Below are 25,592 nucleotides of genomic sequence, written 5' to 3'. Positions count from 1 at the left end.
GCGCGCTTCTTCTCCGTGATGGGCGACGAACGTATATGACCATTTCTCCCAATAGTTACCTCCCTGCAGATGGGGAGCGGGCGGTACTTGTGGGTCGGGTGTGGCGCCCTGCGCCGCATGACGGTCCGGCAGTGATTGCAATTCGACAAAGTGAAGTCTTCGATATCACCAGCACTGTACGGACAACTGCAGACCTTTTTGACAGCAACGACGCGCTCTATATTGCCCGCAGTGCGCCGGGCGAATCATTGGGGAGCGTGGGCGCGCTAATTGCGAAAAGCCTCGACCCGAATGCCACGGGACTCAGGCTGCTTGCGCCTTGCGACGTCCAGGCAATCAAGGCGTGCGGTGTGACGTTTGCTGTCAGTCTGCTTGAGCGCGTGATTGAGGAGCAGGCCGGCGGAGATGCGAGCAAGGCGAAGGAAATCCGGGAGACGATCAATACGCTGATCGGTGCTGACCTCTCAAAAATTAAGCCCGGCTCCGAAAGCGCGCAGAAGCTGAAAGCAGAGATGGATCGACGTGGCGCTTGGTCGCAGTACATGGAAGTTGGCATTGGCCCCGACGCGGAGGTGTTCTCTAAATCGCAGCCGATGTCCGCCGTTGGCCTCGGCGCCGACATCGGGCTCTACAAGACATCCGTCTGGAACAACCCTGAGCCGGAGATTGTTCTTGCTGTCAACAGCGTTGGCCAGATTGTGGGCGCATCGCTGGGAAACGACGTCAACCTGCGAGATATTGAAGGCCGTAGCGCCTTGTTGCTGGGGAAGGCAAAGGACAATAACGGCTCCTGCGCTATCGGACCGTTTGTTCGTCTTTTTGACGAGCATTTCACGCTTGATTCCATCCAAAAGGAAAGCGTGTCGCTGAAGATTGAAGGGCGTGACGATGACTTCGTCCTCGAGGGCGTCAGTCATATGAGCGAGATGAGTCGCGATCCTGCTGACCTGGTGAGCCAGACGTATGGTCCGCATCATCAATACCCCGACGGCTTCATGTTATTCCTCGGCACGATGTTTTCGCCAATCAAAGACCGGGACGCCAAGGGCGCCGGTTTTACGCATCACTTGGGGGATGTAGTTACGATTTCGGCACCGTCATTGGGTGCGTTGGTCAATACCGTCCGCCGGTCTGACGAGATTACCCCGTGGACCTTTGGTGTACGCGCCTTGTACGAAAATTTGACGTCACGGGGCCTGATGAACCAGTAGCATCGAACGTCTCCCAAGACGGGCGGACGGATGGCTGGAGTTGGTGCGTCCTGTTACCCCGGCCGCGGCTACTGCGCGAAATTGCGGGTTTGACATCAGCGCGCGCTGGGCGCTGTCCAAAAGGATGCGTTGGCCGATATGCGTCTGCGGCGCTAAATGACATCTCGGGGTCCGTGTACCGTCAACCGGGTGTCATGGGCCGACCTCACCGAGCTTCACGGAGAGTTTTGATGAGAATTGCAGTAGCGGGCGCCACGGGTCGAATGGGCCGGATGCTGATTGACGCTGTCTTGAATGCATCAGACGCAACGCTTGTCGGTGCGCTGAGCAAGGAGGGTGGCTACGCTCTGGGACAGGACGCTGGTGCATTTGTCGGCAAGACGACAGGTGTTGTTATTTCTAACGACGCTGACGCTGTACTGTCATCGTCCGATGTCCTGCTTGATTTCACCCGGCCAGAGGGGACGCTTGCTTATCTGGATGTAGCGCAGCGCCACAGCGTAAAGATGGTTATCGGGACGACGGGCTTCGATGCCGCGCAGTTGGACCTGATACAGGCAGCGTCGAAGAAAATCGCCGTGATGTTTGCGTCGAGCACGAGCGCTAGCCTCAATGTGACGCTTCGGCTTATCGAGCTAGCAGCGAAGAACTTCGCCGAGGGCTATGACATCGAAATTGTCGAAGCTCACCATCGTTACAAGGTGGACGCACCTTCTGGAACAGCATTGACGATTGGCGAGACCATCGCTACAGCCCTTGGCCACAATCTGGCCGATCGAGCCGTGTTTGCGAGAGAAGGAATGACCGGGCCGAGGGTTCCCTCCACGATAGGGTTCTCGGCCATTCGAGGTGGCGATATCGTGGGTGAGCACGCCGTGTTGTTCATCGGCGATGGCGAGCGGATTGAAATCACACACAAGACGCTCAACCGATTGCCATACGTGAGCGGTGCGATGCGGGCTGCGCGCTTCCTGATGGGGCGGGACTCGGGGTTGTTCGATATGGGTGACGTCCTGGGTGATAGCTGATTCGCAAGAAACCCGTTGCACGCGCTGGAATCAGTGAAGTGGCTACACGTCATCATCAATTTCTTCCAGACCATCGGCTATTACGGTTTCGTCAGCCGGGTTCCGACTCTCGACCATCGTGCACACGTGCCTAGCCGATGCTTCTAGAGCCCGCCGCCTGGCGATCGTCACGGATCGCCTATACGCAACGGGCCACCTCCAGCACGCTCGCGAGCCGCTTGTTCTCGACCTCGGCGCCCTGATCGACCCGTGCGATGCGATCGTATTGCCGGTACGGTAGCGTCATACCACTGGCCTGGACCTCGATGGCGCCGTCGGGGTAATCAACGACCTCGACGTATTCATGCATCAGCCCACGACTAACGGGCGTGTCATCGAGCAGATACATCAGGTCGTACTGCACGGTCAGCGCATTGGAGACTTTGCGTGGCACGCGATACCCGAGGATCTGCCGCAGATCCTCGTCAGCACGCAGCAGGGTTTTGTCGCATTAACGCGGTCAAGTAAAATCCGTCGACCGCAACGCATGACAAGCATGATGGAAAAGACGAAGACGCCGCGCAAAACGCTGCCCGCTGGCATTGGCAAGATACTGAAGCGGCTGCACTACCCGCTGGACGTGATCCTGCTGTGCGTCCGGTGGTACGTGGCGTACTCACTGAGCCTACGTAATCGCGAGGAAATGATGGCCGAGCGGGGCATCGATGTGGATCATTCCAGCGTGCACCGGTGGGTTATCAAGCTGCTGCCTGTGTTTGAAAAAGCATTCCGCAAACGCAAGCGGCCTGTCGGCAAGAGCTGGCGCGTCGATGAGACCTACGTCAAGGTCAAAGGCCAATGAAAATACTTGTACCGTGTCGTCGACAAGGCGGGCAATACGGTGGATTTCCTGCTGCGCGCCCATCGTGATAGGGCCGCTGCTCGCCGCTACTTCGAGAAGGCGATTGAAAAGAACGGCGAGCCCGAGATAATTACCGTGGACAAGAGCGGTGCGAATCTGGCTGCGCTTGAAGCGCTCAATGCCGAGCGTTCAACGCCGATCAAGGTTCGGCAAAACAAATACCTGAACAACGTCGTCGAGCAGGATCACCATGCCATCAAACGCATCATCAAACCGATGATGGGATTCAAGGATTTCCACTGTGCGTGAATCATCCTGTCTTGCATAGAGGTCGCGCACATGATCCGCAAGGGGCAGATGTGTTACGATGGCGCCGCCTCGACTGCAGCCGAAGAATTCTATTCTCTCGTGACGTAAGCAATCCTCTTCATCTCGGTCTCCTGATCGTCTCATCGCCCTTAACGCGACACAACCTGCACCGCGTTCGCGGCTTCAGCGTAATCGATCAGATGGCGATGCTGTGTATGTGGCCAGTCGCTGCCCCACACGAGCCGTTGCGCACCGAATGCGTCTATCAGCGCTCCAGCCAATGCGATTCCGTTTTCCGTGCCGCTTGCGCCGTCCACGCTGCGATAGGCTGAGGAGGGCACTTTGATGCCGATTCGGGGCGTCCGCCGCAGCGTACGGACGGGAAGTCCCCTTCATGCACCCGTTACGCACCGGGGCAGCCTGTGTGGCGCGATCTCGCGTCGACGCCCGCTCGCGAGTGCGAAGCGGCGCATTGAGGTTCAATCGCGCGGGGCATGCGATCAGATCGCTGCCTTGCCGATCGACGCGCCGCCGTCGACATACAAGGTCTGGCCAGTGATGAACCCGGCCGGCTCCGAAAGAAAGAACTCCACGCTCGCGGCGAGTTCGTCCGGTTTGCCGAAGCGCTTCATCGGCACGAGCGACAGGAAACGCTTCTCCGCTTCGCTGCCCACAGGTGTGTTTTCACGGAACATCTCCGTTTCCGTCGGTCCAGGCGCAACGGAATTGACGGTGATGCCGGAGTCGGCGAGTTCGAGCGCCCACGTGCGCGTGAAGCTGATCATCGCGCTCTTGGCGGCGGCATAAGTGCTTCGCTGTGCTACGCCCAGCACTACCAGGCTCGACAGATTGACGATGCGGCCCCAGCCCTTTTCCTTCATGTTCGGCAGCAATGCCTGAGCCGTTTGCACAGCGGGCACGAGATTGGTGCTGAACGTGCGGTCGAGATCGTCCAGTTCGATGTCGCCAAGGCGGGCGAGCTTCACGTACCCCATGTTGTTGACGACGCCGTCGAATGCAAAGCGCGACGCGAGTTCGCGCAGGCCTTTGTCGGTTGCCTCGCGATCCGAGAGATCGATGCTCACGAGCGTGCCGGGGAAGGACGGATCATCGGTGCGGCGTGCGATGCCGACAACCTGGTGACCTGCGCGGGCGAGCCGTTCGGACAGCGCGCGGCCAATGCCTTTGCTCGCGCCGGTGATAAGAAAAGTACGTTGCGTCATGATGCTTCACTAAAAGAGAAAAAGACAAAGTAGAGATGCACGGTTGCTCGGCCACGTCGTGGCGGCACATTTCACCGTGAGGCGAAAAAGTCATTTGTTCGGCCTGGCGGTTTTTACTTGCTGTAAAGATGGCAAACCGAGGGTGGCCAGTGATACTTCCACCGCCGAGCGCAATAGCTTGAGATCGGGACCGATACGCGCGATTACGCGCATGCCCAACAGCAGCGTGAGGAGATGCGCGGACGCGTCGGCGGCACTCACGCCTTTGGGCATTTCGCGGCGCTTCTGCGCGGCAACGATGCTGCGCAGAAAGAAGCCCCGTATCTCGGCTAGCTCGTTCGCGATGGCTTCCTGCAAACCGTCGGCGTGTTGGTCTTTTTCGAGTATCGCATTGACCATCATGCAGCCGCGCTGGCCGATGTCCGATCCGCTGCGTTGAATGATTTCCGCGAAATAGGCGGTGATAGCCAGTGCAGGCGTGAATTCGTGTTCCAGCCTTTCGAGCCGGCTTCTCAGCGTGTGATCGAGGTAATGTTCGAGCGCGCGGCGAAACAAAGCGCGTTTGTCGCCGAACGCGTTATAGAGGCTCGGCTGCGTCATCCCCGTGTACTTCACCAGGTCGCGTGTGGACGTGCCTTCGTAGCCGTGTTCCCAGAACGCGTCGCGCGCCGCTTCCAGCGCGCGCTCTTCATCGAACTCTCTTGGTCTTGCCATGATTGGGCTCCTGCGTTGCATGAACGTCGTCGTTCATGCATTTGGCAAATTGTATATCGAGTGATACAAAACGTGTTTGAGAGTGCACATTCGAATCCGACAGGTTGTCTGCACGATGCCAATTTTCGGCCTATGATTGTCATCACTGTCAAGATTGACTGAGATGTCAATATTGAAGCGTGAAGTATCCCGTACCCGAACCGAACAGAGGCAAAGCTGAAATGAACCTACGAAAACCCGACGAACAGGCTATTCCCTATCAACACCCCCAGCCGCAAGACATGGCTGCGGACCTCGTCCATCTGGGCGCGCTCGATAGCTGGCTGGAGGATGACAACCTGTGGGTGCCCACTACATCTACGGTTTCGTTCAAGCCCCTTTTGCTGAACGCAAGCCAGGGCTACTACGTGAACCTGCTGCGCGTGCGTCAGTCGGGCGTGCTGTCGCGCCATCGGCACACGGGGCCGGTGCATGCGCTGGTGCTCAAAGGGCGCTGGTACTACCTCGAACATGAATGGATCGCCGAACAGGGGAGCTATGCGCATGAACCGGCTGGAGAAACGCACACCTTGTATGTGCCCGACGACGTCCCGGAGATGATCACCTGGTTCCATGTGACGGGCGGCTACACGTATGTCGATCCGCAAGGCGTTGCCGAAGGCTACGAAGATGTGTTCACGAAGATCGATGCGGCGCGCAAGCATTACGAAGCGATTGGTCTCGGCGCGGACTATGTGAAGCGTTTTATCCGCTAACGAAAGCGCAGAAAGGAGCAGTTGAAGTGAAACGATTGACTGTTGATGTGGCGGGCACACAGGCCAGCTATCTTGCCGCGGGCGAAAGCGGTCCCGTGGTCCTCATGCTTCACGGCACGTATTGGAGCCGTGTCTGGCAACCGGTGATGGATGATCTGGCAAGCGCCGGCTTTCGCGCGATTGCGGTGGATTTTCCGGGGCTCGGCCGCTCGGCTGGCGAACTGACCGTGGAGACGGCCTCGATTCCCGCGCTCGCGGATTGGGTCGCCGGGTTCTTGCAGGCGCTGCGTATCGACGAACCGATCTTGCTGGCGGGTCACGATATCGGTGGCGGCGTGGCGCAACACGTTCTCGTGGATGGCAGGATACGCGTCGAGAAACTCGCGCTGATGAATGCCGTGATGTTCGATTCGTGGCCTGTGCCGGGCGTCGCGCGTTTCCGAGACCCGGCCGTCGCGGCAGCGACGACACATGATGAGGTGCTGGCTGCGCGACGCAAGTCAGTGGTGACTGCGCTTGGGCGTCCCGCGAGCGAAGAGGAAATCAGCGAATACCTGGATCCGTGGCAAGACGCACGCGTAGCCCGCTCGTGGCTCGCACTGGCGGGCGCTGCGGATAGCCGTTATACGATGGCGCTGGTGCCACAACTGCGCGTATCGCAGACGCCGAAATTGCTGGTCTGGGGCGAGGATGACTCGTTTCAACTGGTTCAGCACGCAGAGCAGTTTGTCGCGCAGATTCCGCAATCGACGCTGGTGAGAATTCCGCGGGCCGACCATATTCCGACGGAAAATGATGCTTCGGCAGTGGCACGCTCGATGATCGAGTTCTTTGCGTAAGACTCGTGTTGGACGTGGGGTATTCGTTCGATCTGTGCAAGGTGACGTGCAGCGTGCTCGTGACGATAGGGCCGGAAGTGGTTTAGACACCTCGGCCGGCAGAAGAAGCCATGAACCGCCAGCGGAGCGTCAGCGGCACGCCTGTATGGGGTAGACGACGATTACCCCAGTCGAGGCGCGCGATCGGTTCATCGTGCGAGCCAACGCCACAACAACCAGGCGCAGAGCGCCCAGACGGCAAGAATTGCGACAAGGCCGAGCATGCTTTTAGGCTTCACACGATCGCCAGCCAACCAGGCTTCGGCCCTGGCACGATTGGCGTCGATGACTGCCTTCGGGATGAGGATCAGGCAAAGCCAGATGCCGAGCGGCACCAGAACCAGATCATCCAGATAGCCGAGGACTGGTATGAAGTCGGGAATCAGGTCGACAGGGCTGAGCGCATAGGCAACCGTTGCTACTGCGAGAAGTTTCGCCAGCAGGGGTGTGGCAGGATCACGACTGGCAAACATAAGTGTGACGATGTCGCGCTTGAGCCGCGTCGCCCAGGCCATAAGTGATTGCCGCATCCGCCGTTGTGCTCCAGTGGTCAGTGCGTCGAAAGACGCATGAACGAACTCACCGGACCCGATATCTCTGAGTGTCCGTCGTGCGTGCCGCTCATGACGTGGCCAGAAGCGCAGTGTACTGGACCGCCTGCCGGCGCCGCCTGGTGCCATGCTATCGTGGCGGGAACCGAACGGCGTCATGCTTGCAGGATGGCCGTCGCCGGTCGCGTGGTCCGTACGCAGAAGCCACGCGTCAAGCAATCTGAACGGAGCGTGCCTAACGGATGGAAGACGCAACCAGGCGATACATGCCGATCGTCGTGGAGTTTGATCCCGACTTCATGCTCGCGTCGATGGAGATGTGGCGCAAATCGCTCGACATGCAGATTCCGATTGCTGACGACCTCAAGATACATCTCATGGAAAACCGTCGCCGGTTGCTCAAGCGATTCGTTACGACGGGCAAGGCGTGGAAGATCATCGTGCACGACCTGAAGGCGGTTGACGATCCTGCGGGACTGGACGACGTGCGACTGGCGGTGCAGGCTTTTCTGAGCTGGGCCGAAGACGGTCTGAAGGACTTGGATGATCTGGCCCCAAAACGTTGATAAATAAAATTATGTCAAGTAATGGTTCGAGCGGGATATCACTGGACCGCTAATGCGCAATATTTTGCGCCTTCCGACCAGTCGGCTTATACTCAAGGCGGAGGGACGCGATCATGGACATCCGCACACTTGGCAAGACGATCAGCGAACGGCGCCGGTCACTGGGCCTGACACAAGAACGTCTGGCAAAAATGGCCGGCCTGTCCCGTCGCACCATTCAGGCGCTTGAAGCCGGCACGCTGCAAGATCTGGGCTTTGACCGGGTTATGCGGACTCTGGGCGTCCTCGGACTGTCGTTTTCTCCAAGCGCGGAGGCGCGCAAACGTAAGCGTGGCCTATGGATGGCAGCGAAAAACGCCAGCGTCAGCTATCGCGGAGAGTTGTCCGCGGACATGCTGGAGCAGGCGCTCGCGACGGCTGAGGTGCCACCGGGCTTCGAGGCGCACGTTGGCCACTTTCTCGACGAGTCACCACTCGACTACGTGGTCATGGCGGTTGAGGAAGCGGCCCAACTGGAGCACCGCGCGCCCTCCGAGATATGGGCGAATGTCGCACGCCTCGCGCAGCGACATTCAATTAACCGGAAGGATCTGTGGGCATGACCCAGCCGAAAGAGCTTCCGGCGGGCCCTTGGGAGACTTTGCTCCTGAAGGCACTGACACTTGTCGACGAGATTTCGAAGCACGGCGGCGTATCCGATCCGTTTTTTACGTTTGGGGGCGGCACAGTCCTGATGCTTCGGCACGGGCATCGCATCAGCAAAGACATTGATTTCTTTGTGCCCGATCCTCAGGCGCTTGGATACGTAACGCCCCGCCTCAGCGATGTCGCCGATACCCTATGCGACTCACAATATACAGAGGCGTCCAACTTTGTGAAATTGCATCTGGATGAGGGCGAGATCGACTTCGTTGCCTCCCCCAACCTGTTGCCTGATGAGCATGCCTTTGAAACGTGGGAGCTTTGCCAGCGTCCCGTTCGCGTTGAGACCGCCGCGGAGATTGTCGCGAAGAAGATGTATCACAGGGGAAACCAGGGAACCGCCCGCGACCTGTTCGACCTGTCGATGGTCGTGGAGCGCGAGCCCAACGCGCTGCAACACGTGCGACCGTTCATGTACCGGCATCTGGACGCACTTGCTGATGCGCTCGACGCACCGCCCCTCGCGATGAAAGAGCGCTTCGCCTCAATCGAAATGTTGAACTACACTCCAACGTTCGATCAGGCAGTAAGCGTCGTCCGCACATTTTTTGCGGAATTAGACGCCATTCGACAGAGGTCCGCCAGTGAGGCCGAGGCGTTCGTGTCGGCCCATAACCTAACCTGGCAGCAAATCGATATGACTGAGGGTGAATATGGCGGTCCGATTATCCATCTCACCGAGCGGCACGCGGTGCAGGATATCGGACACAATCGGGCGCTCGTGCACGAAGTTGAACGATTAGATCGCGATATTCGAGCGGGCGACGGGTTGCTCCGGATACGCTATCGGAATGGGCGAGCGGCCGTCACGCCTGCTCAGAAAGCCGTCAGGACCAAGCACATGTGAGCGACTGGCCCAAACCAACATCGTCAACCAATCGATCTCTTTGCATATGACTCCTAATAATTAAATGCTAAAATAAGATTATGGTGAGTCGTATGGTTGTTCGGTGACTAAAAGGATCAGCTAAAGTGCGCTGTGCCGACCGCCCTGATTACCTAATACCGGCCCTTGGGCGGTCAACCCTGTCATCCAGTCCTACCTCGACGTCGACTTACTCAGGGAACGGCCCAATCCTCGTGCGAAGTGCCGCAACCGGATCGCGCGGGATTTGCGTCAAAAGCGACTCGAGGCCGCGGCAGCAGCCGCCTGCCACTATCCACGACGTATCATCCGTCCATCGGCCACTTCCTGGTCATCTCCCTCGAAACGCAAAGCGCCGAGGCGAGGCTAGCCGACCACTATCCTAGTCGACAGTTTCCCCCTGCTCCCTTGGAAGTTCCTCTTCCGCCTGAAGCCAAACGCAGATGCGGCCGGATCAACCGCACCTTTGGCTGTATGCCAGGTCGCGCGACGCCGTGCACCTGCATCCGTGCTCAATCCGCTCGCTCAATCTATGTGATGAACAATGTGCGTTAATTCGGCTAACCGCGTCGACAGAAACGCTATTATGTCCGTTAACGGTTCCGCTCTCATCCGATTCTCCATCACGATTGTGCGACTGCACCACTTCGGCACAGCACCAGCCCGCATCCTGCATCGTGTCTAACCTCGCTTCCCGCAACACCCCAAACTACCTCGGTCCGTCAATCGCCATAGCCCGAAGCCTCCCATTTGCATCGAGAATTTCTTCGACATCACCGCGCCGGTTCACGTGAGCTTCAACCCTTGGCCGCCGGTTTGACGATACCTTCCAGCTGATACAGTTCGATCTTGCGATAGAGTGTGCTGCGCGAGACGCCGAGAGCGCGCGCGGCTTGCGCGAGGTTGCCGTGCGTATTGTGCACGGCCCGTGCAATGGCGAGACGTTCTGTCGCCTCAAGACTTGACCCATCGTCCAGCAGCGGCTCCGTCAACCCAGACGTTGAGATGCCATCGAGCAATTCGGATGGCAAATCGTCGCGCGACACGGCTGGCTCGCTCGACGTCAAAAGCAGATTCTCGATCACGTTGCGCATTTCTCTGACATTGCCGGGCCAGGAATAGGCACGCAGCAGCGCCATGATCTCCGCGCTGAATTTTCGCTCGGGCACACCGTGACGCACGGCAAGCTTCCGGTTGAAGTGCTCGACCAGCAGATCAATATCGATGTCCCGTTCGCGCAGCGGCGGAATACGCAGCCGTGTCACACTGATCCGGTAATAAAGATCGCGGCGAAAGCGGCCCGACTCGACCTCTTCTCGCAGATTGCGATTGGTCATCGCTAACAGACGCACGTCGACGCGGCGCGGCTGCGTGTCGCCAAGCCGATAGGTCACGCCTTCTTCGAGCACCCGCAATAGAACGGGTTGAAGATCGAGCGGCATCTCACCGATCTCGTCGAGACAGAGCGTCCCACCGTGAGCCAGCTCGAACCGGCCGGGACGCCCTTCCGATGTCGCGCCGGTAAATGCGCCGCGCACATGACCGAACAACTCGCTGGCAATCAGTTCTCGCGAAGCCGCCCCGCAGTTATACGCGACGAAGGGACCGCCTTCGCCGTCTTCACCATGAATCGCGCGCGCAAACAGTTCCTTGCCAACCCCTGTTTCACCCTCGATCAGCACCGGTACGCGCCTGCTGGCGAGCTGACGCCCGCGATTGATCGCGGCCTGCATCGCGGAGCTTTGCCCCTGAATTTGCGCGAAGCAGTTGCGCTGCGGATCAGCCTCTCCGTGGCGCACGGCGACCCGCACGTTGAGGGCTCGGCTTCGAACGGGCACGACTAGCATCGCCCCAATCGTGTCGCCGTCAACGACGACCGGGTTGAACCATTCGGCGTTCAATCCTGCAGGCAAATGCTGCGCCCAGTCTTCCACCGCGGAGCTCTCGCTCATCCCCGGGAAGCGCTCGCCAATACCGACCGGCAAACTGACTCTGCCCGTGGTGTGCACGAGCCGGCCACTGCGGTCTATGGCAACCATCCCGGTGGCATCGGACGACGACATCCGCTGCAGACAGAAGGCCAATAAACGCATATGCTCGCGCGCGGCCTGCTCGGCGAGTACCATTTCGATCTGCCGCGCGGCGGTCACGGCCAACGTCAGGTTATTGATCTGATAGGTGGAAGGCGGTCCGGATATATCGAGTACACCGATCACCGCGCCCGTGCCGGGCTCGCATATCGGCGCTGCCGCGCAACTCCATGACTTGATGCCTTCGCAGAAATGCTCCGACGCATGGATATAGGTTGGCTGACGGGTTGCCAGCGCGGTGCCGATACCATTGGTGCCCGCACTGCCCTCGCCCCAATCGCCGCCAATCGTCAAATGGATTTTTTCGCCGGCTGCCTGTATGCGCAAATCGCCGGCCGCTTTAAGGATGACGCCGTCCTGATTGGTCAGCAGCAGGATTGAATGTGAATCGGCAAAAAGATCTGCGGTCACCGTGAACAGGCGGTCTGCTGCTGCCAGCAAATCCCGATGGCGCCAGAGTAGCGCTGCCACGTCGTCCCCATGTACCGCGATGGGTGCCGAGACGGCAGTCGGACTCACGCCGGATCGCAAGCTGCGTTGCCATGAGTCGAGAAGCGCCGGGGGAGCGGAGGTCGACGGCTCGCCCGCCAGAAAACGCTCCCACGCGAGCATCGTGCCCCGGTCGGAATGACGGAGGCTGGCGCGCTGCGCGTCGGCCACGATGCCACGCATCGCAACCTGATCACCTAGACCCAACATGCTGCCAAGCTGATGTCTCCTCGCCACAACTTCCTCCTTGGGCGATCGGTCAACGCGGAACCGGGCTCTGCGGCTGGCTCCGTCCTGACTAGCTAGAATGTTATGGTGGGACGTGTGTTGCTGATTTCTACTTTTCAGACACAAAAAGCTGACGCGCACCCAGTATATGCTCAGAGCTTCAACAAGTCTTTTGGGGAAAATACGGCCCTCACGTCACGCTGCGGCTCCTCGCCAGGCTCTTCTGTACATCTTTCTGTAAGCTGCTTTCTCATTCGCGCCAATTGAGAAAATCAACACCAAATGTCTGCAGTACCAGCACGAGGTTGAACGATAAAACCGCCAGCGAGGCCAATGTGGCGATGAACGTTGTCAACCGACGATTCCGGTAGACACCCATCACCGCTTCGCAACGCGTGAACCACAGCAGGGCTACCATCGGAACCGGCAGCGCGAGGCTCAATACCACCTGACTCAGGATAAGCGCGCGCGTCGCGTCGACACCCAGCGCCACCACAACGAAAGCAGGCACCATCGTGACCGCCCTGCGCAACCACAGCTGAATCCGGAAGCCGGCAAAGCCCTGCATGATCATCTGACCCGCCATTGTGCCCACGACCGAACTGGACAGTCCCGATGCGATCAGCGACACCAGAAAGATGCCCGCCGCACCTGCACCAAGTAGCGGCACCAGCGTGCGGTACGCTTCCTCGATTTTCGCGACCTCGGGATGGCTATGATGAAACGCGCTGGCAGCCATGATCACCATGGCCATATTGATGGCGCCGGCGATGCTCAGAGCGACGACCACTTCGATGTTCGAGAACTTCAGCAGCTTTCTGCGCTCGTTTGCGGTCCTTGTGAATACGCGATCCTGCGTGAGCCCTGAATGCAGGAACAAGGTGTGAGGCATAACGGTTGCGCCAACGATCCCGACTGAGATCGTCAACGCATCCTTGTCTGGCAAGCTCGGCGAAAACACATGGAAGAGAACCTCCGGCCAGACCACCGGCGCGATGAACAGCTCGGCGAGATACGAAAGACCGATGATGCTCACCAGTGCGCCGATCGCCAGTTCAAGCGGCCGGAATCCCGCGCTTTCAAATAGCAGCAGGCCGTACGTTACCAACGCCGTAATCGCCATCCCCGCGAGCAGCGGCAGGTGAAATAGCAACGCAAGCCCAATTGCCGCGCCGAGAAATTCGGCGAGATCGGTGGCCATCGCCGCGATCTCGCTCACCGCCCACATCAACAACACAACCGGCTTCGGAAACTGCTCGCGGCACAACTGCGCGAGGTTCTTGCCGGTGACAATGCCGAGTCTGGCCGACATTACCTGAAACAACATGGCCACGAGGTTCGCCAGCAACACCACCCACAGCAACGCATAGCCGTATCTGGCGCCCGCCTGAATATTCGTCGCGAAGTTGCCCGGGTCCATATAGGCAACGGAGACGATGACCGCGGGACCAGCAAACGGCATCAGATTCAAGGCACCGCGACGGCGTCCTTCCAGTATTTCTCGCGCCGCGAGCATCGTACGGGCTGTGCTTGCCCCCGAATTCGCCAAGCTCGTTGGCCGGACGCGATCATCCATGCGTGCTCTCTCCTTTTCCCGCAATTCGCAGATGCGGCCCGATCAAGCGGAAATGCAGGCAATCACGATGTTGTCTTGATGATCGCGTCGGCAACACCGTATAAAAATGGGCCGATCGCTGCGCTCACATCGTTCAGCAGAATCAACATCCCGCACAGGGTGATGCCCCAGCCCAGCGTGCGCCTGACCAGACGCATCGCGCCAGGATGCATGACTGTCATCACCGTCGCACCGGCCTTTCCTGTAGCCATTGTTCGTCTCCGTCCACCGGCCGCCGCCCGGTCTGTGCCGGTTGCGGCCTTGCCGTGCCGACCCCGTCGACGAGGCCGGCGATGTCGATCTCGCGCGTCTATGCCCGCCCGAGCAGTTCGGCGCCAGCACCCAAGGCCGGTCCAGCAGTCGGATCGGTCGTCTCCGGCTTTTTGGCAATCAACGTCTGGGTGGTAAGAATCAGCCCTGCGACCGAAGCCGCATTGCGAACCGCGCTATAACTGACCTTGACCGGGTCGATGATTCCCGCTTCGGCAAGATTGACGAAAGCGCCTCGGCGTGCGTCGAGGCCCATTCCCGGTTCTGCGCGCACGGCTTCGCTTACGACAGCCGTGCCGTCGAGGCCGCAATTCGTCGCGATATGAAAGAGCGGCTTCGTCAAGGCACCCTGCAACAGCCGCGCGCCTTGCTGCACGCTGCCCTGGGTACGCGCGACGACGCCCTCCAGTTCGGACGAGACCTGCAACAAGGCCATGCCGCCGCCCGGCACGACGCCTTCGGCAATCGCCGCGCGCGCCGCGTGAATTGCGTCGTCGATCAGATGCAGACGTCGCTTCTGTTCCACCGGGGTCGCGCCGCCTGCGAGTATCAGCGCGGTGCCGCCGGACAGTTTTGCGAGGCGTACCTGAAACTTGTCGCGCTCGACGTTTTCCGGCGCCATCTCGTACTGGCGCGCCACCTGTTGACGGCGTGCCGTCACCGCCGCCGGATCGCCACCGCCCGCCGTGATGATGGTCTGGTTCGACGAGATGCGTACCTGGCGCGCACGTCCCAGGTCGCTCAGCGCGGTGGCTTCGAGTTTCCCGCCCAGGTCGCGCGCAACGACCTTGCCGCCTGTCACGATAGCGATGTCCTCGAGCATCGCCTTGCGCCAGTGTCCATACTCCGGCGGATGAATCGCCGCCACCGGCATGCCGCCATTGTCGCGCCACGCAAGCAGCGTCATCACGCAGGCGGGCGCGACCTCTTCAGCGATAATCAGCAACGGCCGTTTGCTCTGGGTCGCGAGCGCCTGAAGTGCCGCGACTTCGTCCATTGATTGCAACCGCTGGTCGGTCATCAGAATGAGCGGGTTGTCCAGTACGACCTGCATTCTTTCGATGTCCGTCACCATGTGATGAGACAGGTAGCCACGATCGAAAGCCATCCCGTCCACCACTTCCAGTCGCGTTTCGACGGTGGTGCCGTATTCCACATCGACAATCCCGTCGGCGCCCACGCGCTCCAATGCCTCGGCCACGAGTTTCCCGGTGAACTCATCGTTGGCTGCCACCACCGCCACGGCGCGCACTTCGTCACCGCTGCGCAGCGGCGTCGCGACGCGCTTGAGTGCGTCGATTGCCGCATCGGCGGCCAGTTCCAGACCTTGCACCAGTTCGACAGCGTTAGCGCCCTGCGCGAGACAGGCGAGACCGTCCTGGACCAGTGCGTCGGCCAGAACAGTCGCCGTGGTCGTCCCGTCACCGGCGACTTCGTTGGTCTGCTTCGACACCTCGCGCACCACCTGCGCGCCGATATTCTCGAATGGATCTTCGAGTTCGATCTCATTGGCAATGCTGACACCATCGCGCGAGATGATCGGCGAGCCGATTGGCCGGTCGATGATTGCGTTCATTCCGCGCGGGCCGAGCGTGCCTCGCACGGCTCTCGCGAGTTTCGCGACGCCTCGACCTAGCGCCCTGCGCGCGTCGTCGTCATGCAGCATGATGTTCGGCATGATCTTGTGTCTCCTGATCCGGTTAGTTCCGATTGCTCTTTTTTAAGCTGGTTCTGCGGGTATCTCTCGTGCCGGTGTGACCGTACATCCGGGGATCGAATTTCCGGTGCGAACGAAGTGCACCGGTTTGATTTCGACCGCCGGCGCCGGGGCGCAGCTCTCGCCATAACGCGCAGCCAGAAGACCGCGGCATAGCGCACCGTTGAACTCGGCGTTGACACCCACTCTTCGCAATGCGCGCAGGTACGCACCCAGTTCCTCTGGATTCAGCGCGCCGCCGTCTGCGTCGATAAAAGCGGGCTCATCTGCCTGCTCTGTCCCGGCCGGACAGTGCCCCACTACAAACCGCCGCTCGCAATATCGCGCTACGAGTCGCCGCGTTTTGCCATCGTCTGCACTCTCGTCTGCAAGGGTCGATAGTTGCGCCATGCTCAGGCCCACCAGCACCGATGGCGCGTTGCCTTGCACCAGCAGCCAGCTTAGAAGCGCCTCCTGCCGCCGCTGAAAGGCCTTGACGAGAAACACGCGCCGCACGTCTTCCACCTCACCATTGGCCTCGCTGCCGAAGGTTTGCTGGAACGACCGTCCAGCAGCAACGCCGCGATTGATCTCTGTGGCGTACATATGCTCGTCGAGTGTGATCGTGATGTCCGTCACCCACGGCAGGCTCGCTATCGCCTGCCGCATGTCGTCGGCCATCAGGTACGCGAAATTGGCGGCACACCAGTAGGTCGGCAAGCGGAATCCGATCGATACGCAACCGCCGTCGACCTCCACTGCGGTGACGAAACCCAGCTCCGTCACCGACTCGTCGAGCTCAGGGTCGGCAACCGTATCGAGCCGGGACCAGACCTCATCGACCCGGCTCGATGCACCCGTCGACATCACGACGGTGGGCGTCCGCGCAGCGTGCGAGGTGCTCATGCGCCAACCGCCGCCGGTTGCCGGACGTCCTCCAGCAACGCCTTTTGCGCGTCGACGTCGATCCCGTACAGGCGCGCCGCGTTGAGCCCAAGGATTTTCTTCTTGGCCGTCAACGACAACTGCACGCCCGTCTCCTTGCTTACCGACTCCGGCAATTCGAAGGCCATGAATTTTTCGATCAACCATTTCGGCGACCAGATGCCGTAATCACTGCCGTAAAGAATCTTGTCTTCGCCGATCCAGAACAACAGTTCCGAGATCACATGGGCGAAATACTCAGGCCGCGTGTGGATGAACGGCAGCACCACGGCAAGACCACCATAGACGTTCGTCTCCTGGGTGGCGATCCAGCAGAAGTCGTCGAGTCGCGGCAAACCACAGTGCTCGACGATAAAGTTCAGGTTCTGAAAGCTGGTCGCAGCCTCGTCGACATCGGCAACATCGAACGCGTCGCGATTGAGCGGAAGAATTGTCGGTCCCTTATGGACGTGGATATTCTTGATTCCCAGCTTCTCGCAGCGTTCAAAATAGCGTTGCACGCCGGGGTCCGACAGCTTGTAGCCTTTGCTGTCGCCGCGCCATTCCGCCGTGTAGAGCTTGACACCCTGAATCTTGTAGAGTGACGCAAGCTCCTCCAGACGATCGAGTCCCGCTTCGCCGTCGCGCGGATCGAATGCGCCGTTGACGATAAAGCGGTGCGGATATTTCTTCTTCAACACATAGTTGGATTCAGTCGTGTTGAAACCGTTCTTGTAGAAGTCCGTCAGATACGTTGGCTGACAGATCGCCATGTCGTCATAACCCGTGACGAACAAGTCGTTGTACATCGCTTCTTCGCCGTATTTATCGAACTTCTCCTTCGGCCACAAATACTCCTTGGGACTCAGGTTCGAGTGATACGCGTAGAAGCAGTCAATGAATTGCTGGCCGTGCACGTTTTTAAGGTTGGCCTTGCTGCCGTCCCATAGATGCACGTGCCCGTCGATGATGAAAATTTCCTCACCGTCCGCGGTTCGATACATGGCATTCGTCTCCTTGGTTGCGCGAGCGGCCCGTCGTCCTTGCACGAAACCGGCCGCGTATATAGCTGGTGGTGGGTTCGCTCACTCGTAAGCCATCGCATCGTCCATATTGCCGAACAGTACGACCGTCTCGTCGTCGATCATCACCATTCTTCCGTAATGGGTCGAGGTGGATATCTCGAAGAGATGCGGCGTCATCTCGCGGCCGAGCGCTTCGCTGATTTCACTCATCTTGAACTCGATCTTGCCCTGCCCGTCGATGCGGATCATCGCGGGAAGATAGGTCACCGTGATGCCCGGCTTGGCGGACATCAGCTCGGCAATTGCCCGGGCCTCGACACTGTCGTTCATCGTCACGCCACACTGATGGGAGATGGTCTGCTCGAAGCGGACGTCCTTCATTGACTTGAAAATGTTGGCGGTATGCACTGACATGGCGTACTCCTCTGCGCGGTTGGTCTGAATGATTCGTGCAGCGCACTCAGGCGCGTATCGACGAAGGAAAGTGAACGCCGATTTCTCTCGCTATCATCTCCGCGCGTTCTATCGCGCTGTTCAGACAGTCGTTGAACTGCGCTGTCTTCACATGCGGAAGCGACCAGATTGGCTGCAACTGCTTTGCTGCCGCTGATGCGAGTGCACCGTGTTTTTCCAACCATTCGCCGAACAGCTTGCGATTGGTTTCGCCGTACTGCGGGTCGTTAGCGAGCATATGGAACAGTTCAACGGAATTGGCCAGATTGCGCTCGTAGTCGCCTTCCGCCGCAGACACGACCGTCGGTGTCAGAAAATCGTTCTGCGCGGCTGCCACCTGCATGATGAAACCGCTGCGAAACAGATCTGCCACGAGCGGCTCGAAAACAACGTTCACGGCAAAGTACTTTTCGAGGAAATCGGTGGCCCCGCCGATCGCTTCCACTGCCCGGCGCGTGTCCTGCCAGATTGGGTCGGTCAGCCAGTGCTGCTTGCCGGCATCGAGATCGAGATTGGGAAGATCCAATGCAATCTCACCCAGGTAAAGCGTCAGGTCCTGAGCGAAGCGCAGTTTGTACGACGCGTTCGTGAGGATCGCGCTATTGATCATCTGGGTAAAGCCATAGCGTTGCGCATGCATCGTGGATGTGCCCAGACCGAACTCCGCGTGTTTGTACGCGCCGAGATGTGCTTCCAGCACCTTGAGCCACGTCTTGTCGAAGCGCTTCACCGCACCCGAGCGGCGCGCATTCTGGATCGCCCCGGTGATCATGCCAACGATGGTCGACTGACGCTGGTAATGCGTGCGCTCCCATTCTTCGTCGACAGCGCGGAACTTGTGCCAGTCAGAGCTTTTGGCCGCCGTCCAAGTTTGTGAATACGTCGGCGTGCCGTCAGCGAATGAGAGAATCCAGTCTTGCAGCAGATATCGGTTCGGGTCGGGCTGCACATCCACGGTCATGTCTTCGTAGTGGCTCGCCTTGCGGCCCTTCGGCTCGAAGTAGTTGTATTTACGGCTATCCCAACCAGCAAACTGGGCCGCTCCAGCCGCACCCGATTTCACCGGCGACTGCTCTGCTAACGTACTCATGTTAGTCCTCCTTCGTGTTTCGGTTATAGACACTTCGAACAGGCGCTGTGTCAGATGCCGTCAGCGAATGGCCTGCGTGAACTTGTCGAAATACAGACGCTCCGGTGCGACACCCGCCATCTGCAGCACCGGCATCACTGCTTCTATCATCGAAGTGGGACCGCATGCGTAGGCGTCGATATCACCGGTGAGCGCTTCGTCGCGCAAGGTACGGCCTACTACTTCGTGAATGAAGCCAGTCTCGCCCGTCCAGCCGTCGTCCGGTTCGGCATTCGAGAGCGCAGGAATGAAGCGGAAGTCCGGCAGCCTGTTCTCCATATCCGCAAACTCGTCGAGATAGAACAGATCGCGCCGGCTGCGTGCACCGTAGAAAAAGCGGATCGGGCGCTCTTCGCCGCTTTGCAGGTGATCATTGAGGATCGACCATAACGGCGACATCCCCGACCCTCCACCCACCAGCACCATCGGTCCGGGTTGGTCTTCGCGCCGGAAACACGTGCCGTACGGCCCCTTTGCGACCAGCCTGTCGCCTGGCCTCAGGCCGCCATCCAGTTGCGACGAGAAGGCCCCGTTGGGATACTTCTTGATGATGAATTGCAGTTCCGACTGACCGTCAGGCGTATTGGCCATCGAGAACGAGCGTGTGATGTCCGCGCCCGGAATCGTCAGATCCACATACTGGCCGGCCCAAAAGCGCAACGGCCTCGTAAGCCTCACTTCCAGCAGTCTGATGTCGTGCGTGAGCGCCGTGATCTTCGTAAGCGTTGCATCATATTCGCTTACCGCAATCGAGCGGCGCATCAGATCTTCGTCGTAATTCAGCAGTTCGACGGTCAGGTCGCTATAGGCGAGTGTGCGGCATAGCAAGATATGGCCGGACTCGCGTTCGTAGTCGGGCAGTGCGAAGGTCGAATACTTCTTCAGCTCAACGTCGCCCTCGACGAGCAGCGATTTGCAACTGCTGCACTGTCCCTCCTTGCAGCCATGCATCACCGCGATGCCCTGACGAAACGCGGCATCGAGCACGGTCTCGCCCTCCGCCACCGACATCTGCACTCCAACCGGCTCGAAGCAAACAGTGTGGTATATCTTGTCATCGTTTGTGGCCGCCATCTCTCGCCTCGTCTCTTGCGTGTCGCTCATGCTGGTCTCCCGAGCCGTCCGGCGGCACCGTGCGCGCCGCCGGATCGCAGGCTTTCCTCAACTCACCGGATTGATCTTGAAGCCGGCGCGATACTCGGCGATGTGTTTTTCGCGCGCTTCCGGCGTCATGCCCCGCAGCAACACGAGCGGGCTCTGGATCGTGTTGCCGCGCACATGGTCGAGCGTCCACATCTGTCTGTCATCGAAGCGTAGATGCGGTTGCGGCACGAGCGTCTTGCCGTCGCTGCGCACGAAACCGAGATCCTTGATGCAATCGGCCAGATCCCAGCCGTGGTAGCACTCTTCCCATTGACGCCGCCCGCTGAAGCGCCCCATTGCCGGAGTCGGTCTGCCTTCATATTCGTCCGCGAACGCGACCTTATGGGTCCAGCGGCACAGTTCGGAGCAATACGTGAACAGCTGACCGTCAACCTCGTCGACCACGAAGTCTTCCCGGATCAGACAGGGCACGAGACAGCTCCAGCAACGGTGCGGATACACGTAACCGTTTTCCTGATCGAACAGCATGTTGGTTTCACCCGGCACGCTCTTCTTCGCGTACCACTTCCAGTAGTCGCCGAATTCGGCGTACCAACCCGGGTACTTGTGTTCGAACCATTCGAAGTCTTTTTCGGTCTGCGCTTCGATGCGCCAGAAGTTGACAGGCCAGCCGACAGAGAAGAACTGTGCCACCTTATGCACGTAGTTCTGCTTGACGATCCGATCCCACGCGGCAGCGACGTCGTCGTGATGAATCTTGATGCCGTACTTCTCGAGCGGCAGCATGTAGGTGCGGTAGTAATCTTCGTAGATCCACCGGTGCCACAACTCGGCGTACGATTCCTTGTTCTTGTCGCGGTCGGTAGTGCCGTACTCGATGAAGGTGCCGATAGCTGCGTCGACGATCGCATGGTTCTGCCAGAACGCATAGCGCAGGTCGCGTTCGAGTAGCAGATGATTGTCCGGATCGTTGATGATCGACATCACCAGCGAGTGGCCATTGCCGATATGACGGCTTTCATCCGATTGCACCGAAAGAAACACAGTCGGCAACGCATAGTCACCATTGCGGGCGGCTTCTGATGGCATCGCGACAAACAGCGTATTCGTGAAGGCCGTCTCGGCTACCACTTGCAGGAAGACGTTAGCAGCGGTGACCGCATCGCCGGTGAGGAACCCCTCGGCGAACTGACGGCCAATCGTGGTGGCGTAGCACTTGCCAAACGCTGCCTCGGTAATATCGAAACCGGCGGGGTCGATATAGTTCTCCATGTACCACTTCTTCAGATTCATCTGGATCGTGGAGTGCCGGAACTCGTCGACCATTTGCATCGTGAAGCCGGTGCGCAGTTCTTCACCGGGTGCGAGACGGCCGAGCATCGCCATCGAGCGCGCTGCCGAAATCTCCGGAAACGGAATGATTGCGAGGAACAGCTTCATCCATTCCACCCAGCGGGGCTCGACGTTGCGGAACATATCGCCGCGCAATGCCGCGTCGAGTGCGCCATAGACGCGATTATCCTTTTCCTCCTGCATCGGGAAATATGAGCGCAGCACCTGTTTCATCGGGTCGCGCGGTGCCTTGCTGATCTTGTAGTCCGTCGGGAAGGTCATCGCTTCCTGAACGTAACTCGGAGTCCAGCCGAGGTCGGCGACGCGGCGTGCCGCTTCGCCAATACTGATCCCGCGCTGGGACGTGATCTTGTTCAGCGTTAATCCATCAGACATTGAGCTCTCCTAGTTCCATTTCGAAAACTGCCGCAATGCGACGCTTCGGGCAGGGCCGGCTAGCGCCAGGACCAGAGTCAACAGCACGGACAGGCCGTCTCGTTAGCAAGCGAAAGTCGGGAGAGTGAATCGAAGGACTGGTTTGCAAAACCGGTCTTCATGATGCCGTCTCCTGATTTTTTCCTTTTGAACTTCTTGACGCCAACGCTTTCGGATTGGCTTGCTCATATGGAGCGATAAACGTGCCATGCGTATTTCTTCTTCTCCATATCAAGCCGGGCGAGGACCCAGGCTTATGCGAATAAAATCTCGCAGTGCGTCATGTTTTGTTCTGCGACAACCTTATTTCCCGATGCTGTCCGATATTGGGACGTTCAGATGCGATCGAAAATTCTGGCTGATAAATCTATATTCTTTCGCATACCTTATTTACTGTTACCTGAAATATAACGAGCAAAGCGATACATCTTCTATGTGGCAACTCTGCCGCGGTTCTCATCCGTGATAATCACGCTTTTCTCAGCGTCACCTGGATCTCTTCCTTCAGCGACAAAGCGCGCCGTAAGAATGAGCGCACCCAAGGCGAAGTCCTTGCCATAGGCTTCATTCATCTCGTCGGCCATCGCGCCAAGGCGTTCGAAAAACTGCTCTTTAGAAGTGCGTCCGCTATTCATGGCTCTCTCTCTGAATGGGTGTGAGAAACGCGGTGCTTTGTCCTTTATGTATTACCGGGGCTTCCGAAGCGAAACAATTCGTCCGGCAGAAACACAAGGGCCAACTCGCCCGCCTCGGTGCCCAGCGCGAGGCGCCGGCCGTCCGGCGACCACACCAGCGCGCTTATCGCACTGTCGCCGAAACCTTTGATGAACAGGACGCCACTACTGCCAGGCTGACATAGCAACACCGCGCCGCTTTGATAACCGACCGCAATCAGAGGATGGACGGGATGGCAAGCTACCCGGCTTACCGGCGCCTTACCCGCCATACCGCATTCATGCGGCTCGTCATTTGCACGGGGCGGATCGAAGCGCCAGCACACGGCGCGCATGCCGCCGCTGGTGGCGAGAAAGCGGCCATCCGCGGAAAACGATAACGAGCGCGGCTGCGCTGGATAGCCGCCCATTTCGATGTCTGCCCCGTCAGACAAGCGCCAGCCATGCAGCGCGTTCTCCTGCATGCCGCTCACCAGATAGCGGCCGTCCGGGCTCCACGCCACGGCACGGTGATAACCCGGCCATGCGAGCTCACGCTGGCGAAGCGTATCGGCCGCCCAAAGCGTCACACCACCTTGATGGGATATCGCCAGGCGCGTACCAGCAGGATCGAAGGCAAGCGAAGTGACCGATCCAGGCAACATCAGACACGCAGGTTTCGGCCCCAGCCATTGAACCCTGCGGCCATTCGCATACGCCCGACCACACACCGGACTCGCGGCCACATGGTCGATCCATGCGTCCGGCTCGTGCGCGACGAGTTCGCTCGTGCCGTCAAGACGCAGATGGACAAGACGGCCGTCATCACCACCGCTGAGGAATCCACCCGCGGCGTCAGCGGCAAGAGCCAAGCATGTGCCCTCATGCACGCTGAAGCGCGCGAGTGGCGCCGGCGGCGCTTGCGCCTGCACGAATTCGACGCCGCCGCTCTCGCGCGGATTGAGTCGAGGGCCACCCTCCCAGACACCCGTCGCGAGCGCGAGCGTGCCGTCGCCTAATGCGAAGCCAGCGCATTTCCCCGACCTGTCCCAAACGGCGTCCACGACGCACGTGTCGGTTACCCAACACGCCCCAAGCAGGTCGATCAGAACATGCGGCGCGTTCATGCGTCGATCTCGCAGTGCGCGATGCTCTCCCGCAACTCGCTCCGGTCAAGGTTCCGACCGATAAACACCAGGCGGCTGTCACGGTGCTCGCCGTCTCGCCAGGGCCGGTCGAAATCGGCATCCATCGTCATGTGCACGCCTTGAAACACGAAGCGCCGCTGCGATCCCGCGAGATCGACGATACCTTTTGCGCGCAGCAGATCCTGGCCCTGCTCGACCACCAGTTGCTGGAGCCAGGCGAGAAAGCGCGTTCTGTCGAGCGGCCGCTCTACGCGCAGCGATACGCTATCGATACCGTGCGTATGGCGCCCTTGTTCGATCGCGGCACCGACACCGACGCCAACGCGATGCGGCACGTAGCGATAAGTCCGCTCGCCCCGTGGCGCATCGCGGGTCTCATCCGGCGAAGTGCGAAAAGGTACGCGCGCCAGATCGAACGCGCCGCGATCGAGCAGCGCGGCCAGCGGTATCTCGCAACGCACGCTGGTCAGCCATTCGGCAGCCGGGTTGATGCGACGTACGGCATCCTGAACCAGAGCGAGACCCGGCGCATCGATGAGATCGATCTTGTTGACCAGCACGAAATCGGCCTGTGCGAGTTGCTCCGCGGCCTCACGGCTATCCGCGAGGCGCGCCTGCAGATGTGCGCCATCGGCCACGCAAATGACGCTGTCCAGCCGCGTGCGCTGCCGGATCTCGTCGTCGATAAAGAAGGTCTGTACCACCGGTGCGGGGTCGGCCAGCCCGGAAGTCTCAATCAGAATCCCGTCAAAGCCGTTCCGCCTGACCAGACCCGACACCACGCGAATCAGATCGCCGCGAACCTTGCAGCAGACGCAGCCGTTGTTCAGTTCGATGACCTCGTCTTCCGTGCCGACGACAAGCCCCCCGTCGATGCCGATGTCGCCGAATTCGTTGACGATCACCGCATAGCGCCGACCGTGCTGCTCGCGCAAGATGCGATTGAGCAGTGTGGTTTTTCCAGCACCGAGAAAGCCCGTGATGACGGTAACCGGGATCCGCTTCATTGCCGGGCCTCTCGTGTGTCTGACGGCGTTTGACTGTCCAGACGGGCCAGTTCGTTTGCAAGTCGATCCCGATCGGATTCGATCGCCCTTAGCGCGCTGTCGGCCTCGCTGAGACGCTCGCGCAATTGCTCGATAAGCGCCGCTCGTTCTGGAGAGACACCGTCGCGTGCTTCACTGGCCAGTGCGCACGCCAGTTCGATCTCCGCGCCCGCACGTCTGCTTTCTCCGCTCAAATGGCGGGAGTTGACGTCGGTGAGTGCGATAACCAGATGCATGCGCTCGAAAAGCGATGCCGCGTTGCGCTCCGGAGTCAAAGCTGCCTCCATGCCAGGGTCACCTGATCGACAGTAT

The 25,592-nt window shown here is 59.5% G+C and carries 26 protein-coding genes and 1 pseudogene; 8 read left to right on the top strand and 19 right to left on the bottom strand.

The genetic code is table 11. The annotated features are described in order from the left end of the window. Window positions 1–35 precede the first annotated feature (35 nt). Both G3O01_RS07565 and dapB read left to right on the top strand, forming a co-directional pair. Complete coding sequence (locus G3O01_RS07565; RefSeq protein WP_205803907.1) at window positions 36–1,211, top strand: fumarylacetoacetate hydrolase family protein; 1,176 nt, start codon at window positions 36–38, stop codon at window positions 1,209–1,211. A 230-nt stretch (window positions 1,212–1,441) separates the two neighbouring features. Further along, window positions 1,442–2,239, top strand: a complete 798-nt coding sequence (dapB, locus tag G3O01_RS07560; protein WP_205803906.1) for a 4-hydroxy-tetrahydrodipicolinate reductase — start codon at window positions 1,442–1,444, stop codon at window positions 2,237–2,239. Window positions 2,240–2,417: 178 nt separating this feature from the next. Here the strand turns inward: dapB and G3O01_RS07555 are convergent, their stop codons facing one another. After that, window positions 2,418–2,672, bottom strand: coding sequence for a hypothetical protein (locus G3O01_RS07555; protein ID WP_241023759.1), 255 nt, complete (start codon window positions 2,670–2,672; stop codon window positions 2,418–2,420). Between the two features lie 102 nt (window positions 2,673–2,774). On the opposite strand from G3O01_RS07555, the pseudogene G3O01_RS07550 reads away from it, so the two are divergent. Beyond that, window positions 2,775–3,497: pseudogene (locus tag G3O01_RS07550) on the top strand (IS6 family transposase). 41 nt (window positions 3,498–3,538) lie between these two features. Here the strand turns inward: G3O01_RS07550 and G3O01_RS45170 are convergent. The 3 genes from G3O01_RS45170 to G3O01_RS07535 form a co-directional block, all read right to left on the bottom strand. Next, window positions 3,539–3,730 carry an amidohydrolase family protein gene (locus G3O01_RS45170; RefSeq protein ID WP_346779159.1) on the bottom strand — a complete coding sequence of 64 codons (192 nt, stop codon included), beginning with the start codon at window positions 3,728–3,730 and terminating at the stop codon, window positions 3,539–3,541. 159 nt (window positions 3,731–3,889) lie between these two features. Continuing rightward, window positions 3,890–4,612, bottom strand: coding sequence for an SDR family oxidoreductase (locus G3O01_RS07540; RefSeq protein ID WP_205803905.1), 723 nt, complete (start codon window positions 4,610–4,612; stop codon window positions 3,890–3,892). Between the two features lie 90 nt (window positions 4,613–4,702). After that, on the bottom strand, window positions 4,703–5,326 hold the full coding sequence (locus tag G3O01_RS07535; protein ID WP_205803904.1) for a TetR/AcrR family transcriptional regulator: 624 nt from the start codon (window positions 5,324–5,326) through the stop codon (window positions 4,703–4,705). 221 nt (window positions 5,327–5,547) lie between these two features. On the opposite strand from G3O01_RS07535, the gene G3O01_RS07530 reads away from it, so the two are divergent. Both G3O01_RS07530 and G3O01_RS07525 read left to right on the top strand, forming a co-directional pair. Further along, window positions 5,548–6,081 carry a 2,4'-dihydroxyacetophenone dioxygenase family protein gene (locus G3O01_RS07530; RefSeq protein ID WP_205803903.1) on the top strand — a complete coding sequence of 178 codons (534 nt, stop codon included), beginning with the start codon at window positions 5,548–5,550 and terminating at the stop codon, window positions 6,079–6,081. Between the two features lie 26 nt (window positions 6,082–6,107). Then, on the top strand, window positions 6,108–6,920 hold the full coding sequence (locus tag G3O01_RS07525; RefSeq protein WP_205803902.1) for an alpha/beta hydrolase: 813 nt from the start codon (window positions 6,108–6,110) through the stop codon (window positions 6,918–6,920). A 188-nt stretch (window positions 6,921–7,108) separates the two neighbouring features. Here G3O01_RS07525 and G3O01_RS07520 read toward each other — a convergent pair whose 3' ends face one another. Then, window positions 7,109–7,489 carry a YkvA family protein gene (locus tag G3O01_RS07520; protein WP_205803901.1) on the bottom strand — a complete coding sequence of 127 codons (381 nt, stop codon included), beginning with the start codon at window positions 7,487–7,489 and terminating at the stop codon, window positions 7,109–7,111. A gap of 287 nt (window positions 7,490–7,776) precedes the next feature. Between G3O01_RS07520 and G3O01_RS07515 the strand changes: the two genes are divergently transcribed. The 3 genes from G3O01_RS07515 to G3O01_RS07505 all read left to right on the top strand — a co-directional run bounded on the left by G3O01_RS07515 (window position 7,777) and on the right by G3O01_RS07505 (window position 9,625). Next, the gene (locus G3O01_RS07515) at window positions 7,777–8,076 is read left to right on the top strand and encodes a hypothetical protein (protein WP_241023757.1); all 300 of its coding nucleotides are present in this window, start codon (window positions 7,777–7,779) and stop codon (window positions 8,074–8,076) included. A gap of 113 nt (window positions 8,077–8,189) precedes the next feature. Further along, complete coding sequence (locus G3O01_RS07510) at window positions 8,190–8,678, top strand: helix-turn-helix domain-containing protein (RefSeq protein ID WP_205803899.1); 489 nt, start codon at window positions 8,190–8,192, stop codon at window positions 8,676–8,678. After that, window positions 8,675–9,625, top strand: coding sequence for a nucleotidyl transferase AbiEii/AbiGii toxin family protein (locus G3O01_RS07505; RefSeq protein WP_205803898.1), 951 nt, complete (start codon window positions 8,675–8,677; stop codon window positions 9,623–9,625). The genes G3O01_RS07510 and G3O01_RS07505 overlap by 4 nt, the downstream gene beginning before the upstream one ends. 815 nt (window positions 9,626–10,440) lie before the next feature. Here the strand turns inward: G3O01_RS07505 and G3O01_RS07500 are convergent. The 14 genes from G3O01_RS07500 to G3O01_RS07435 form a co-directional block, all read right to left on the bottom strand. After that, window positions 10,441–12,405, bottom strand: coding sequence for a sigma-54-dependent Fis family transcriptional regulator (locus G3O01_RS07500; RefSeq protein WP_241023756.1), 1,965 nt, complete (start codon window positions 12,403–12,405; stop codon window positions 10,441–10,443). 295 nt (window positions 12,406–12,700) lie between these two features. Then, window positions 12,701–14,026, bottom strand: a complete 1,326-nt coding sequence (locus tag G3O01_RS07495) for an Nramp family divalent metal transporter (protein ID WP_205803897.1) — start codon at window positions 14,024–14,026, stop codon at window positions 12,701–12,703. 62 nt (window positions 14,027–14,088) lie between these two features. Further along, complete coding sequence (locus tag G3O01_RS07490; protein ID WP_205803896.1) at window positions 14,089–14,277, bottom strand: hypothetical protein; 189 nt, start codon at window positions 14,275–14,277, stop codon at window positions 14,089–14,091. 98 nt (window positions 14,278–14,375) lie between these two features. Next, window positions 14,376–16,013 (bottom strand): molecular chaperone GroEL, encoded by a 1,638-nt coding sequence (locus G3O01_RS07485; protein ID WP_205803895.1) that lies wholly within the window; start codon window positions 16,011–16,013, stop codon window positions 14,376–14,378. Window positions 16,014–16,055: 42 nt separating this feature from the next. Beyond that, complete coding sequence (locus tag G3O01_RS07480; protein WP_205803894.1) at window positions 16,056–16,937, bottom strand: iron-sulfur cluster assembly protein; 882 nt, start codon at window positions 16,935–16,937, stop codon at window positions 16,056–16,058. Then, the gene (locus G3O01_RS07475; RefSeq protein WP_205803893.1) at window positions 16,934–17,959 is read right to left on the bottom strand and encodes an amidohydrolase family protein; all 1,026 of its coding nucleotides are present in this window, start codon (window positions 17,957–17,959) and stop codon (window positions 16,934–16,936) included. The genes G3O01_RS07480 and G3O01_RS07475 overlap by 4 nt, the downstream gene beginning before the upstream one ends. An 81-nt stretch (window positions 17,960–18,040) precedes the next feature. After that, window positions 18,041–18,394, bottom strand: coding sequence for an MmoB/DmpM family protein (locus G3O01_RS07470; protein ID WP_205803892.1), 354 nt, complete (start codon window positions 18,392–18,394; stop codon window positions 18,041–18,043). A gap of 46 nt (window positions 18,395–18,440) precedes the next feature. Continuing rightward, entirely contained in the window at window positions 18,441–19,523 is a 1,083-nt protein-coding gene (locus G3O01_RS07465) for an aromatic/alkene monooxygenase hydroxylase subunit beta (protein ID WP_205803891.1), read from the bottom strand. A gap of 60 nt (window positions 19,524–19,583) precedes the next feature. Further along, window positions 19,584–20,636, bottom strand: a complete 1,053-nt coding sequence (locus tag G3O01_RS07460) for an FAD-binding oxidoreductase (protein ID WP_205804089.1) — start codon at window positions 20,634–20,636, stop codon at window positions 19,584–19,586. 87 nt (window positions 20,637–20,723) lie between these two features. Continuing rightward, complete coding sequence (locus G3O01_RS07455) at window positions 20,724–22,394, bottom strand: aromatic/alkene/methane monooxygenase hydroxylase/oxygenase subunit alpha (RefSeq protein WP_205803890.1); 1,671 nt, start codon at window positions 22,392–22,394, stop codon at window positions 20,724–20,726. Between the two features lie 470 nt (window positions 22,395–22,864). Then, a complete protein-coding gene (locus G3O01_RS07450; RefSeq protein WP_205803889.1) occupies window positions 22,865–23,068 on the bottom strand; it encodes a hypothetical protein in 204 nt (67 codons plus the stop codon). Between the two features lie 44 nt (window positions 23,069–23,112). Further along, window positions 23,113–24,213, bottom strand: a complete 1,101-nt coding sequence (locus tag G3O01_RS07445) for a PD40 domain-containing protein (RefSeq protein WP_205803888.1) — start codon at window positions 24,211–24,213, stop codon at window positions 23,113–23,115. After that, window positions 24,210–25,241, bottom strand: coding sequence for a GTP-binding protein (locus G3O01_RS07440; protein WP_205803887.1), 1,032 nt, complete (start codon window positions 25,239–25,241; stop codon window positions 24,210–24,212). The genes G3O01_RS07445 and G3O01_RS07440 overlap by 4 nt, the downstream gene beginning before the upstream one ends. After that, entirely contained in the window at window positions 25,238–25,567 is a 330-nt protein-coding gene (locus tag G3O01_RS07435; RefSeq protein ID WP_241023755.1) for a hypothetical protein, read from the bottom strand. Before G3O01_RS07435 ends, G3O01_RS07440 begins: the two co-directional genes overlap by 4 nt. Between the last annotated feature and the right edge of the window lie 25 nt (window positions 25,568–25,592).

It is taken from the genome of Burkholderia sp. Ac-20365 (assembly GCF_017104715.1).
Lineage (GTDB): Bacteria > Pseudomonadota > Gammaproteobacteria > Burkholderiales > Burkholderiaceae > Paraburkholderia.
This window is presented reverse-complemented; position numbering and strand designations above follow the sequence as displayed.

What these genes read in the sequence shown, in the direction of transcription:
- G3O01_RS07565 (WP_205803907.1), top strand. Translation starts at nt 36, where the DNA reads ATGACCATTTCTCCCAATAGTTACCTCCCTGCAGATGGGGAGCGGGCG.
- dapB (WP_205803906.1), top strand. Translation starts at nt 1,442, where the DNA reads ATGAGAATTGCAGTAGCGGGCGCCACGGGTCGAATGGGCCGGATGCTG.
- G3O01_RS07540 (WP_205803905.1), bottom strand. Translation starts at nt 4,612, where the DNA reads ATGACGCAACGTACTTTTCTTATCACCGGCGCGAGCAAAGGCATTGGC.
- G3O01_RS07535 (WP_205803904.1), bottom strand. Translation starts at nt 5,326, where the DNA reads ATGGCAAGACCAAGAGAGTTCGATGAAGAGCGCGCGCTGGAAGCGGCG.
- G3O01_RS07530 (WP_205803903.1), top strand. Translation starts at nt 5,548, where the DNA reads ATGAACCTACGAAAACCCGACGAACAGGCTATTCCCTATCAACACCCC.
- G3O01_RS07520 (WP_205803901.1), bottom strand. Translation starts at nt 7,489, where the DNA reads ATGCGGCAATCACTTATGGCCTGGGCGACGCGGCTCAAGCGCGACATC.
- G3O01_RS07515 (WP_241023757.1), top strand. Translation starts at nt 7,777, where the DNA reads ATGCCGATCGTCGTGGAGTTTGATCCCGACTTCATGCTCGCGTCGATG.
- G3O01_RS07510 (WP_205803899.1), top strand. Translation starts at nt 8,190, where the DNA reads ATGGACATCCGCACACTTGGCAAGACGATCAGCGAACGGCGCCGGTCA.
- G3O01_RS07505 (WP_205803898.1), top strand. Translation starts at nt 8,675, where the DNA reads ATGACCCAGCCGAAAGAGCTTCCGGCGGGCCCTTGGGAGACTTTGCTC.
- G3O01_RS07500 (WP_241023756.1), bottom strand. Translation starts at nt 12,405, where the DNA reads ATGCGTGGCATCGTGGCCGACGCGCAGCGCGCCAGCCTCCGTCATTCC.
- G3O01_RS07495 (WP_205803897.1), bottom strand. Translation starts at nt 14,026, where the DNA reads ATGGATGATCGCGTCCGGCCAACGAGCTTGGCGAATTCGGGGGCAAGC.
- G3O01_RS07490 (WP_205803896.1), bottom strand. Translation starts at nt 14,277, where the DNA reads ATGGCTACAGGAAAGGCCGGTGCGACGGTGATGACAGTCATGCATCCT.
- G3O01_RS07485 (WP_205803895.1), bottom strand. Translation starts at nt 16,013, where the DNA reads ATGCCGAACATCATGCTGCATGACGACGACGCGCGCAGGGCGCTAGGT.
- G3O01_RS07480 (WP_205803894.1), bottom strand. Translation starts at nt 16,937, where the DNA reads ATGAGCACCTCGCACGCTGCGCGGACGCCCACCGTCGTGATGTCGACG.
- G3O01_RS07475 (WP_205803893.1), bottom strand. Translation starts at nt 17,959, where the DNA reads ATGTATCGAACCGCGGACGGTGAGGAAATTTTCATCATCGACGGGCAC.
- G3O01_RS07470 (WP_205803892.1), bottom strand. Translation starts at nt 18,394, where the DNA reads ATGTCAGTGCATACCGCCAACATTTTCAAGTCAATGAAGGACGTCCGC.
- G3O01_RS07465 (WP_205803891.1), bottom strand. Translation starts at nt 19,523, where the DNA reads ATGAGTACGTTAGCAGAGCAGTCGCCGGTGAAATCGGGTGCGGCTGGA.
- G3O01_RS07460 (WP_205804089.1), bottom strand. Translation starts at nt 20,636, where the DNA reads ATGGCGGCCACAAACGATGACAAGATATACCACACTGTTTGCTTCGAG.
- G3O01_RS07455 (WP_205803890.1), bottom strand. Translation starts at nt 22,394, where the DNA reads ATGTCTGATGGATTAACGCTGAACAAGATCACGTCCCAGCGCGGGATC.
- G3O01_RS07450 (WP_205803889.1), bottom strand. Translation starts at nt 23,068, where the DNA reads ATGAATAGCGGACGCACTTCTAAAGAGCAGTTTTTCGAACGCCTTGGC.
- G3O01_RS07445 (WP_205803888.1), bottom strand. Translation starts at nt 24,213, where the DNA reads ATGAACGCGCCGCATGTTCTGATCGACCTGCTTGGGGCGTGTTGGGTA.
- G3O01_RS07440 (WP_205803887.1), bottom strand. Translation starts at nt 25,241, where the DNA reads ATGAAGCGGATCCCGGTTACCGTCATCACGGGCTTTCTCGGTGCTGGA.
- G3O01_RS07435 (WP_241023755.1), bottom strand. Translation starts at nt 25,567, where the DNA reads ATGGAGGCAGCTTTGACTCCGGAGCGCAACGCGGCATCGCTTTTCGAG.